This is a genomic window from Paenibacillus sp. CAU 1782 (genome assembly GCF_054551715.1).
Genome location: NZ_JBTOLL010000018.1, coordinates 1 through 11805 on the forward strand (window position 1 = coordinate 1; position 11805 = coordinate 11805).

8 protein-coding genes are annotated in these 11805 nt (G+C 52.6%); 7 read left to right on the plus strand and 1 reads right to left on the minus strand.

Annotation, left to right across the window (positions count from 1 at the left end; translation table 11 throughout):
* The first annotated feature begins 604 nt into the window (after positions 1 to 604).
* From ACX93W_RS23010 to ACX93W_RS23035, 6 genes are all read left to right on the plus strand, one after another.
* Positions 605 to 1990, plus strand: coding sequence for an allantoinase (locus ACX93W_RS23010; protein ID WP_459394802.1), 1386 nt, complete (start codon positions 605 to 607; stop codon positions 1988 to 1990).
* Positions 1991 to 1992: 2 nt separating this feature from the next.
* A complete protein-coding gene (locus ACX93W_RS23015; protein WP_459394724.1) occupies positions 1993 to 3267 on the plus strand; it encodes a M20 family metallo-hydrolase in 1275 nt (424 codons plus the stop codon).
* A complete protein-coding gene (locus ACX93W_RS23020) occupies positions 3267 to 4502 on the plus strand; it encodes a pyridoxal-phosphate-dependent aminotransferase family protein (RefSeq protein WP_459394725.1) in 1236 nt (411 codons plus the stop codon). Before ACX93W_RS23015 ends, ACX93W_RS23020 begins: the two co-directional genes overlap by 1 nt.
* Before the next feature lie 346 nt (positions 4503 to 4848).
* Positions 4849 to 6615, plus strand: a complete 1767-nt coding sequence (locus ACX93W_RS23025) for a CotS family spore coat protein (RefSeq protein ID WP_459394726.1) — start codon at positions 4849 to 4851, stop codon at positions 6613 to 6615.
* Positions 6612 to 7856, plus strand: coding sequence for a glycosyltransferase family 4 protein (locus ACX93W_RS23030; RefSeq protein WP_459394727.1), 1245 nt, complete (start codon positions 6612 to 6614; stop codon positions 7854 to 7856). The genes ACX93W_RS23025 and ACX93W_RS23030 overlap by 4 nt, the downstream gene beginning before the upstream one ends.
* A 472-nt stretch (positions 7857 to 8328) precedes the next feature.
* Entirely contained in the window at positions 8329 to 10341 is a 2013-nt protein-coding gene (locus ACX93W_RS23035; RefSeq protein WP_459394728.1) for a M28 family metallopeptidase, read from the plus strand.
* 164 nt (positions 10342 to 10505) lie between these two features.
* On the opposite strand, the gene ACX93W_RS23040 is transcribed toward ACX93W_RS23035, so the two are convergent.
* A complete protein-coding gene (locus tag ACX93W_RS23040; protein WP_459394729.1) occupies positions 10506 to 10811 on the minus strand; it encodes a hypothetical protein in 306 nt (101 codons plus the stop codon).
* A 185-nt stretch (positions 10812 to 10996) separates the two neighbouring features.
* Between ACX93W_RS23040 and ACX93W_RS23045 the strand changes: the two genes are divergently transcribed.
* Entirely contained in the window at positions 10997 to 11740 is a 744-nt protein-coding gene (locus ACX93W_RS23045) for a MerR family transcriptional regulator (RefSeq protein WP_459394730.1), read from the plus strand.
* The last annotated feature ends 65 nt before the right edge of the window (positions 11741 to 11805 follow it).

The window sequence follows — 11805 nt, forward strand, 5'->3', positions numbered from 1 at the left end:
GAAGCATAGATTTTTTGGCAATGAGGTCTCCCATACCGCTGTAAAATATTGATTGATGTTGGAATTCATGTATATGAATTCTTTCCAATACAATGCATGTCAGGTTCTATGCAAGGCTAGTGCTGTAATGGACATTATTGTCCGTTACAGAATGTGGGAGTATGAACTGAAGCACGAGTGCAAGTGTCAGTAAGTCGAGTGCAAGTGTTAATGAGTCGAGTGCAAGTGTCAGTAAGTCGAGTGCAAGTGTTAATGAGTCGAGTGCAAGTGTCAGTGAGTCGAGTGCAAGTGTCAGTGTATCTAGCGTGGGTGTTAATGAGTCGATTGCCTTGGTGCGTGACCTTCGGCGCCTTATACGCTCTAGAATTGTGTTCGAGAAGCTAGATTAGTTATTAATGCAGTACTTATACAGCGGTAGTAAAAACGCCGTTTTCCTGCACCGGAATGGACCCCGGGCAAGGAGAACGGCGTTTTTTTGTTGTGCAAGCCGCTCAAAAGAGGGGCTTAAATTGAGTTGTCTTGCACAATGACAAGGAAATCTCCAGCGATTAAGATGGAGCATATATAAGCTGGAATAAGCCGGAGAGGTGGGATTTCCGTGACAATTGATCCGTTCGATGTCCTTATCCGCGGCGGCAATGTGGTGCTGAAGGACGGTACGGCCGTAATGGATATCGGCATAACCGGCGGCGTCATCGCCGCATTGGGCGAAATCGGAGCGCAGCCGGCACGGGAGGTTGTGGACGCAAAGGGTCTGGTCGTAATGCCGGGCATGATTGATGCGCATGTTCACCTCAACGAACCGGGATTTGGTCATTGGGAAGGATTTCAGACAGGTTCTGCTGCGCTTGCTGCCGGGGGAGTCACCACCTATCTGGATATGCCGCTCAACGGAGTTCCTCCAACGGTTACCGTAGAGGCACTTCAGTTGAAGCTGGCAGCAGCGGAGGGGAGCTCCAGTGTTGATTACGGTTTATGGGGAGGTCTCGTGCCGGGCGGGCTGGAGGCTATAGCTCCGATGCATCATGCCGGCGTTATCGGATATAAGGCTTTTATGTCGGCCGCGGGAAGTCCGGGTGAAGATGCTTTTTGCGAGGTGGATGATTTTACGCTGCTTGAAGGCATGCGGAGAATCGCCGCTACGGGAAAGGTGCTGGCTCTGCATGCGGAGAGCGAACCGATTGTGGCGATGCTGGCCGAAGAAATGAAACGAAGCGGGCGGACATCGGGAGCCGATTATGCGGCGTCGCGGCCGATTCAAGCGGAGCTGGAGGCTGTTAATCGGGCTTTGTTTTATGCCGAATTGACGGGATGCCGGTTGCATTTTGTCCACATTAGCAGCGCGGACGGCGTAGATATGATTGTAAAGGCGCGTCTTCGCGGGCTGGACGTCACCGTGGAAACCTGTCCCCACTATTTGATGTTGACCGCGGAATCTCTGGCGACAAAAGGAGCCTTGGCCAAATGCTCGCCTCCGCTGCGCAGCGAAAAGGAACGGGAGAAATTATGGGCAGCGGTGGGTAGCGGACGGGTGGACTTTATCGCCTCCGATCATTCGCCATGTCCTGCCGATATGAAGGAAAACGATAATTTTTTTGAGGCTTGGGGAGGCATTGCAGGGGCACAGAGCTCTCTGGAGCTGATGGTCGGAGAGGGACATCTCAAGCGGGGGCTGCCGCTAAACGTCATTAGCAATATGCTGTCTCTGGCTCCGGCTTCCCGCTTCGGTTTGAGTCAAAAAGGCGCTATTGTCCTCGGTTTTGATGCGGATCTTGCAATTGTGGATGTGGGAGCGCCTTATGTGCTGAGGAAAGAAGACTTGCTGCAGAGGCACAAGCATAGTCCGTATATCGGTGAAGAAATGAAATGCCGGGTTGCCGCAGTCTATGTACGGGGAAGCCGGGTATACGACAGGACAAACGGAATCGCCAAGGACCGAGTCGGGCAGTGGGTTAAACCTGGCGGCGCCGGAGCGCAAGGAGGCGGATAGAAATGATGCTTGGCGCTTTGAAGGATACGGGAACGGAAGTGCTTCTAGCTGATTTCGAGCGCCGGCTGGAGGCCATTCTGGAGACGCTTGCGTCTTGTTCTGACGGCGGGGAAGGCGTAACCCGGTTGCTGTACACTCCGGAGTGGCTTTCCGGGCAAGAGGCAGTAAAAGAACTGATGGAGCGATCCGGTCTGGATGCAAGCTTCGACGAAGTGGGCAATCTGTTCGGCAGGCTGAAGGGCTCGCAGGGGAGCGGCTCCATTGTAACGGGCTCCCATATCGATACCGTAGTTAATGGCGGCAAATACGATGGCGCATATGGCATTGCGGCTGGCATTGTTGCTCTGGCCTATTTGAAGCAGCGGTATGGCTTGCCCAAAAAGACGCTGGAGGTTGTGTCGTTATGCGAGGAAGAAGGAAGCCGGTTTCCAATGGCCTATTGGGGGTCCGGCAGCATTGTTGGTGAACGGTTCTTCAGCCAGGCAGCCGAGCTTATCGACAGCGAAGGAGTACCATTTCCTGAAGCAATGGCAGGTTGCGGATTCGGTGAAGGAAACGGAATACCCGCAAAGCGGGGGGATATTGAGGCTTTTATCGAGCTTCATATCGAGCAAGGTATCGTGTTGGAGAGCGAACAGTTGCAGCTTGGCATTGTGGATGCCATTGTTGGACAGCGCCGCCTTCATGTGGAAGTGGCGGGCGAGGCTAATCATGCCGGCACAACGCCGATGAACATGCGGCGGGATGCGCTGGAGGGGGCTGCGGCCATGATCAGCATGGTGCGGCGCGAGGCGCTGGCTTGGGGTTCCCCCCTTGTGGCGACGGCGGGACGAATAGTAGTGTCTCCCAATGTGCCTAACGTCGTGCCGGGCCATGCAGCTTTCACCGTTGATATCCGCCATGCCGATGGGATTGCCCTGGAGCGCTTCTGTGCCTGGTTCGATGAAGCTGCGCGAAAACTTGCAGGAGAGCGGGGATTGGACTATCGCAGCCGGGAATGGTTTTGCGAGGACCCCGTGCCGATGGACAAGGAGCTTGGCGCCAGGCTTTGGAAAATTTGCGGCGATTTGCATATATCGGCAAAGGGAATGACCAGCGGCGCGGGCCATGACGCCCAAATGATGGGCAGGCTTTGTCCTTCTGCGATGCTTTTTGTTCCCAGCCGGGCCGGCATCTCCCACTCTCCGCAGGAATATACCGCTCCCAGGGAGCTTGCCGTCGGAGCATTGGCATTGGCTGTATTGCTATATCAACTAGGGTACGAGGAGGAAAGGTGATGAAACCATATCGCGATTTGGCGCCGTCGCCGCGCATCATTATGACGCCGGGCCCGGTGGAGGTCGATCCAAGGGTTCTGCGGGCGATGTCCTATCCCATTTTGGGTCAATTCGACCCTGAATTTACCGGGCTTATGAATGAAACGATGGAGATGCTGCGCGGGGTGTTTCAGACCGGCAATGAGTGGGCTTATCCTGTAGACGGAACTTCCCGCTCCGGAATTGAAGCGGTGCTGGTCAGCCTTATTGAGCCGGGCGACGCCGTGCTTGTGCCGATCTATGGGCGCTTTGGGCATTTGCTGGCTGAAATCGCCAGACGCTGCGGAGCTGAAGTGACGGTAATGGAGCAGGAATGGGGAGGAGTGTTTTCGCAGGAGGAAATTATTGAGGGAATAATTCGCCACCGGCCCAAGCTGGTGGCGCTGGTGCATGGCGAGACGTCGACAGGCAGGCTGCAGCCCCTTGAAGGCATCGGCCGGGCATGCCGGGAGCATGATGCCTTGTTTGTGGTGGATGCGGTCGCAACGATTGGCGGGGTGGAGGTTGCAGTGGACAAGTGGGAGCTTGACGCTGTCATCGGAGGCACGCAGAAATGTTTGTCCATCCCTGCGGGACTGGCCCCTGTTACGTATAATGGCCGGGCGGAAGCCAAGCTTCTGAAGCGCAAGCGAATTGAACGAGGTCTGCTTATGGAGGATGTCGGGGATGCAGAAGGTTTTGTGCCGATTCGAAGTAATTATCTCGATCTTAGCCAGCTCCAGGATTATTGGAGCCCGGCCCGGCTTAATCACCATACCGAAGCAACCTCCATGTTGTATGCCCTTCGGGAAGGACTTAGGCTGACGCTGGAGGAGGGACTGGGTCCCCGTTTCGCCAGGCATGCGCTGCATGAATCCGCTCTGTCAGCGGGATTGGACGCGATGGGGCTGAAGCTGTTTGGAGATCCTTCCTGCAAAATGCCGATGGTCACTTGCGTCATCATTCCGCCGGAAGTGGACGGCGAATCGGTGCGGACTATGCTGCTGGACCATTTTGGCCTGGAAATTGCCAGCTCCTTTGGACCTCTGAAGGGGAGGATTTGGCGGATTGGCACAATGGGGTACAGCTGCAGCAAACGCAATGTGCTGCTTACGCTGGGAGCTCTGGAGGCGGCGCTGCTTCGACATGGTGTTTCGCTTCCCCCGGGAGAGGCGCTCCAAGCCGCCATGGATGTTTATGCCATAAAGGGCGGCTAGGGAGTAATTGCCGCAACCCCGTTGTTCCAGCGGTCTCACGATCTGGCTGACATGGGCGGACAAAGCGGATAGTTCGCTTGACTGGGGACAAAAAATGACGGCAGCCCTTGCTGTATTTGGAGAGGGCCTCTTTTAAGATATTGGACTATTTGCTTCAACGTTTCCTCTTGTTTTCGTCCGGTATAGGCGAAAGCAGGAGATTTTTTTGTTTTCCGTTGTTTTTACGCCGTATTGGAGGAGGGACAACTCCCCTGTCCCGCAATCTCCACTTTTATACATATCGGGCCCCTTTTTTACAACATATACATAATAGGACTACTGCAATACGGAAATGGAGGTTGGCTTGTTGGAGCCGTATATAATCAAACCATGGGACGACATGCTGGAAGAAGAAAACTCGGGCCTGAATCTGGAGCAATATGTGCCGCCCGAATTGGAAAAGCTTGCCCATGAGGTATGCAGAGCCTATGACATGAGCGTATCGTCAATGACCCTGATTACGTCAAAGCCGGATAAAGGCGGCGCGATTTGGCGCATTGACACCAACCGGGGGCCGCGAAGCCTGAAGGTGCTTCACCGGACGCCGCAACGAAGTTTGTTCAGCGTTCACGCTCAACAATATGTCTTGAGTAACGGAGGAAGGGTTCCCGGCATTATATTAACTAAGGACGGAGCGAACTCGGTCGTTGCAGGGGGCAAGTTATGGATTGTGACGGACTGGATCGAAGAGCTGACTCCGGTGGCGAAAATCGATCTGGAGGGCGCCATGACGCTTTGTCACGGACTGGGGGAGTTTCATCACTGGTCCAAGGGGTATGAGCCCCCGCCTGAGGCAGGGAATTCATCCCGCATTTTCAAATGGGAAAGCCAATACGAAAAGATTTTGACCAAAATCGGATGGTTTCGCCACATCGCCCAACTTTACCGGGACACGGCAGCGAGCGACAAGCTGCTGAACGTACTGGATATGTTCGAGGGCCAGGCCAAGGAAATGCTGGAACGGTTCAGGGCATCGGCTTACAGGAGAATGGTGGCAAAGGGAGAGGCCCACTGGGGTCTTGCCCATCAGGATTACGGCTGGTCGAACGGGCAGATGGGACCCGGCGGCATTTGGGTTATCGACTTGGATGGCGTCGCTTATGATCTCGCCATTCGCGATTTGCGTAAAATTATCACCAGTACCATGGACGATATGGGCAGCTGGGACCTGAACTGGATCAGAGGCGTAATCGGGGCCTACCACAAGGCCAATCCGTTGGATCAGGAAACCTTCGAGCTGCTGTGGATTGATATGGCATTCCCTAATGAATTTTACAAGCACGTCAAGGAAGTGGTGTTTCGTCCGGTCGAGTTTATGGATACAGAGCTTGGCGCTATTCTTGACCGTGTATTGGCGACGGAAGCCAACAAGTGGGAAGTGCTGAAGGAGCTGGAGAAGGACAAAAGCCAATATGCTGCCGGAGATTACAGCGCCGAGCAGGATGTCGCCCGCGGGCCTTACGCCTACCGGAATTATGCCAAAGGCGGCAAGGCAGTTCTTCCTCAGGAGAAGCCGGCAAAGGAAAAAGAGACGGAGAAGGTACGCAATGTCATCCGGCTGGTCGTCAATCCGGACGGTCGCGCCGTGCTTCTTCCGGGTCCAGGAGAAAACGACAGTGTACAAAAAGGCAAGCGCAAAAAACGGAAAGAGCGCAAAGAGGACAAATCGAGCAAAAAGAACAGCCGCCGCGGCGTAAGCAAACCTACGCAAGCTGAACAGAGAACAAACGAAGCGGAACGCAAGGCAAAAGACAACAAAACCCGCAAGGAAAAAAGAAACCGAGTTGAGGATAAAAAGGCAACAGGCAAAAAGGCGAAAAAAGGCGTGAATCCCGGAAAGCGTTCAAAAGAAACCGCCGCAACAATTAGCCCGGCGGCAAAGGCGGCCCCGTCCAAGCGGCAACAAGCCAAACGGGCAGCCGAGCGGAGCAAGAAAAAACGCGGCGTCTCCCGCAAAGGCCCGCTTTTGAATCAGAAAAAGGGACTTTATACGAAAGCTTTTATTCGATCCACCCTTTCGGCGGAAGTAACGGAAGCCGGGAGTCATCTGTTAGCGGAGGAGGGCGTGTTTTGAGGATTTTGATGATATGCACGGAAAAGCTCCCGGTGCCCAATATACGGGGCGGAGCCATCCAGACGTATATTGGCGGGGTTGTGGAGCTGCTTAGCGGCCAGCATAGCATAACCGTCATCGGACGGAGCGATCCCGAGCTGCCCCAGGAGGAGACAAAAGGAAACGTCAAGTATTTGCGTTTTCCTTCCGATGGCCTTCTGGACGTTTATATGGATCATATTATTCCCTATCTGGCCCAAAGCGGGGAAGCGTATGATGTCATTCATATTTTTAACCGGCCAAGGCTGGTTATGCCCGTATCATCCGTACGCCCGGACACCCGCATCGTGCTGAGCATGCATAACGACATGTTTAACCCCATGAAGCTGAGCAAGGAAGAAGGGGATGCTGTTGTTGAGCGGGTGGACACAATCATTACGATCAGCAATTATATCGGCGCTGTCATCTGCCGCGATTACCCTCAGGCGGAGTCCAAAATCAGAACGGTCTACTCCGGAGTGGACTTGGGCAAATTTGCGCCCTGGAAGCAATCGCCCTCCGCTCTCAGAGATCGGGAAGCCATCCGGTCCAAGCATCAGCTCGGCAGCAAAAAGGTTATCCTTTTTGTAGGGCGTCTGTCCCGCAACAAGGGGCCGCATGTGCTGATACGCGCCATGTCCAGTCTTCGGCATTCCGATGCCGTGTTGGTTATTGTAGGCGCTGCTTGGTACAGCGATAACCGGATTAGCGATTATATCGCTTATCTGAAGGCTCTTGCCGAAAAATCGCCTATTCCCGTTCTGACAACGGGATATGTGCAGGCAAATGAGGTTCATCAGTGGTTCTGCGCCGCCGATGTGTTCGCGTGTACGTCCATTTGGGAGGAGCCGCTTGCTCGCGTGCACTACGAGGCCATGGCTGCAGGTTTGCCTTTGGTGACTACGGCCAGGGGAGGCAATCCTGAAATCATTCGCAATAATAACGGAGTGATCATTAGCGATCCCGAGAACCCCGAGGAATATGCAGAAGCTCTGAACAGGCTGCTAAGCGATACAGGGAATTCCCGCCAGATGGGGCTTCACGGACGCAGGCTCGTGGAGGATCATTTTACCTGGAGCCATGTTGCGGGCAACATCCAGGAGGTCTGGAACGAAGCCTCCAGCAGACCGGTCTCTGCAGTCGGCAGCTCTGGCAGCAGCGATTCCGTCGTTTCGGAGAGCAGCGAGGGAGACCCACCCGAGGGAACTGACGCGACGGACTGACGTAGGGCATTTCCAATGCAGGTCTGGGACGTTGTGTATGTGAAGCGGAGCGTATACTCTACGTGGACACTTGCAATGTAGCGCGCAGTTTAATGGAGGAACCTTGCAAGGAAGGGGCCCCAACCAATGAGTTACCCTTGCATTGAAGGGAGATTGCAATAAAATAAACCTGGCCCATTCTGGTCAGGTTTTTTGCGATTTTTTTGCCGTTGGCTGGTGACGCCCATTAGGGAATGTTCGGCATACTCTCCCGCATCATGGAGCTTCTTGGGCGCTAAAAGCTGAACTTATAAAATGTAATGATATCAATCATAACAATATCACTTACAAAAATGGTAAAATCATGGTGAATATTTGGATCAAAACCGTAATAGGCGGCTTTAGTTCCCGATGTTGGCGCTCATTTTGATGTTGAGCCAGATTTTATATGATAAATAAATAGAAAAGATTTGGAGAGGCGGGAATATAGCAATTGAAAACAAAAAAGATGGGGTTGATTACGTTGCTTATGCTCGCCCTGTGCGTGGGCGCAATTGCCGGCTGCAAGCCGGAAGGGCAGCATGGGCCGATAACGGGAACCGACTATAAGGCTAACATTGATGATCTGACCGCGCCTGCGATGGGCGGGAGATTGACGGGCACTGCCGGGAATGAAGCTGCCGCCGCTGTAATAGAGCATCATTTTCAATTAATGGGATTAGAGCATTTCACGAATGGCTCCTATGCTATTCCTTATCAACATCAATACGCCGTGCCTGAAGAAGGAACGCTGGAGCTTGCAGTAAACTACCGTGACGGCAGCCGGGAGGTCCTGCTTCATGGCCAGGATTATCTGGAGCAGCGTCTGCCCTTCGACTATGAGGGGGCGGCGGCTATTACCTTCGATGAGAAGGATGCCGTGCTTGCCGAGCGGGTGCTTGTACTGGATGACGGAAGCGCCTTTACGCAAATGGACAAAACCGTTGCCAGAATGGTTCTGATCCGCGAGGACAAGCTTCGGAGGTATATTCCGGGCCAATCGGCAAAAACGCCTGTTCTGCACATATCTAATGAAATCTATCAAAAGCTGAGGGACAAGGAAGCCGATATCAGCGAAATTAGCCTGTCAGTCAAGGTTTTGCCCCGACATATAACAGCTGACAACTTGGTCGGCGTGATTAAGGGAAAAGGGGAGGGCGACCAGAGGGACGCGATCGTTTTGTCCGCTCATTTCGATTCCGTAGGTCAAATGGATTCACTTCCGTTTGCAGGGGCTGTCGACAATGCAACAGGCGTGACTGCTCTGCTTCAGTTGGCTAACCATTTAAAGGGTTACGCCCAAAAATCACCGTTAGGTCCGGATATCATCATTGCGGCGTTTAACGGGCAGGTATCGGGACGGCAGGGCAGCAAAGCTTTTGTTAATCAACTGCTGGAAAGCAAGCTCTACGACCGCATGTACACGATCAATCTGGATAGTGTGGGAGGAAAAGGCGGGGGTCCTTATTACATCATCGGAGATGACAATAGCGTGGAGTTAGCCGCCGAGCTTGAGACTTACATGAATAATCACCGTTTTCCGATCCAGCGCACGGAGCGGGGATATGACAGCGACCATCTTTCCTTTCAGGAGCGGGAATTGATCGCCGTTACGATTGGACAAGCAGATGTACCCTATTCACGCACGGTTCAGGATACGAAGGATAAGGTCAATTTCACGACGCTCAAAAAACTGGTGTCTGTATTATTCAATTTTATTATCTCGAGCGACTATATCGAACAGGCCGGCATCATGGAGGAGAAACCAGAACCTCTAAGCGATGAGGACAGATTCAAGGAGTTTGAGGCGCTTCAGAGAGCTTATAGAGATGCCATGAACAAGATGAAATTTGGTCAATACCAGGTTTTCAATGACGGTGATACAGATTTATGGCTGGTAAAAGGATACGAAAATTTTGAAAGCATCGAAGAGGCGGCGGCAGCCGTCAAGGGATTAACCATTCCGCCGCAGCTAGGGGGATCTGCTTTTACAGCGTTATCCTTATGGATAGATTTGCCTGTTCAAGATTTGATGGTGCAAGTGGAGCGCAATAAAGTGTTCAGCTATGAAGGGGAAATCACGACTGAATTATTGGGAGATTTAACTCTTTATTATGGGGGCCAAGAAAACAACGGTATAAGAATAAGGATTATCAATAACGAAATCATCAAGATCGACGAAGGTTTTGTGGATTCGTCCACTATGATTGAACAAACCGAACTAGAAAACAAAGTATACACCGTGCGGGAGTTCGCTGAATCGCTTTTCGTTGTGACCGAGGTTGCGATCGGGGACAGCACTTATTCGGTTGAGGTAACAAAAGGAAGTGTACAGGTGTCCAGGGATGAAACCGGCTTGTGGCCAACGCTGATTTATGGCTGGAATCGGGAAGATCGTGATTCCGCTCCCCAATTTGTTCATGATTTGAAGCTGGATGAGCTTTTGCCTGCGCTTGGACTGAAATAAGGGGGAATGGGTTAACGAAATCAGGAGCTGTCCGCAAAAAGAACGGGCGCCCGTAATGTCATGCTGCTCCGCCGGAGCGAAGCAGCATGTTTGCTGTGGGACCATGATTGCCGCAGACGGCGGGTGATGGAGATCGTGGCTTGGATGATTGCGAAGGCAAACTTCTAGTCTTCGTCCTCGTCATCATAATCTTCATCTTCATCATCGTAATCCTCATCGTCTTCGTCCTCATCGTCGTCGTCTTCATCATCGTCTTCGTCGTCTTCGTCGTCCTCCTCTTCCTCCTCATCCACAACAAATTGCACTTCGGCTACTTCTTCCCAATCGATGGAGCGCAGAAAGCTTTTGAGCTCCGATTTGCCGCCTTCCTCCAGGGAATGCTCCTGAGTGCTGCCGTCCTCAAATTCAATGACCAGTTCCGATACGTTCTTTGTTTTGAGCACACCTTTAACCTGCTTCAGCAATGACAATGGTCGTCCCTCCAACGTATTCATTTTTTCTTTCTTTGCTGTCGAGCTACTATATTGTATAGAAGGGGTATGATATTGGCGTGGGTGGATGAAGCGGGTTAAACGCAGATTTTCTGCTTATTTCATGTATTGACTCTCACGCAACGTGATACTTTATAGTAAAAACCAAGGGAGGCGGTAATGCGATGAAAGTGAAGGAGGTTGCGGATCTGGTCGGGATCAGCGTGCGCACGCTGCATCATTACGACGAAATCGGGCTGCTTGTGCCCGAGGGTGCGACAGAAGCCGGCTATCGCATCTATTCCGGCAAAAACTTGGACTTGCTGCAGCAGATCCTGTTTTTCCGAGAGCTTGGTTTTCCCTTGCAGACCATTAAAAACATTATTCATAGTCCCGGCTTTGATCGGCTGGCGGCGCTCCAGCAGCACCGTCTGATGCTGAGGGATAAGCGGAACCGTTTGAACCGGCTCCTTGAAACCGTGGACAAAAGCATTCAGTTTGCTAAAGGAGAGAGCGATATGACGAATAAAGAGCAGTTTTCCGGCTTTGATTTTAGTCAAAACCCTTATGAAAAAGAGGCTCGCGAGCGTTGGGGCAACGCAGCGGTAGACAGCTCGGCCGCTAAGGTGAAGGGAATGCAGCAAAGCGGCGAGATGGCGGGATTTCAGGAGGAAATGAACGAGCTTTATCGCGAATTGACACATATGAGGCATAATGACCCGGCATCTCCGGAAGCCCAGGAGGGGATCGGCAAATGGTACGCCATGCTGAACCGGGTGGGCAGCTACACGCCGGAGATGTTTAAAGGATTGGGAGAGATGTATGTAGCCGACGAACGGTTTACCAAAAACATCGACGGATTCGGCGAAGGGTTGGCCGCTTTCATGCGCGATGCCATGGCGGAGTTTGCGGACCGGCAGCTCAAATAAGCATTAAAATACCCAAACCAAAAACAGCAAGCGCCGGGAATCGGTTGTTCCCGAACTTGCTGTTT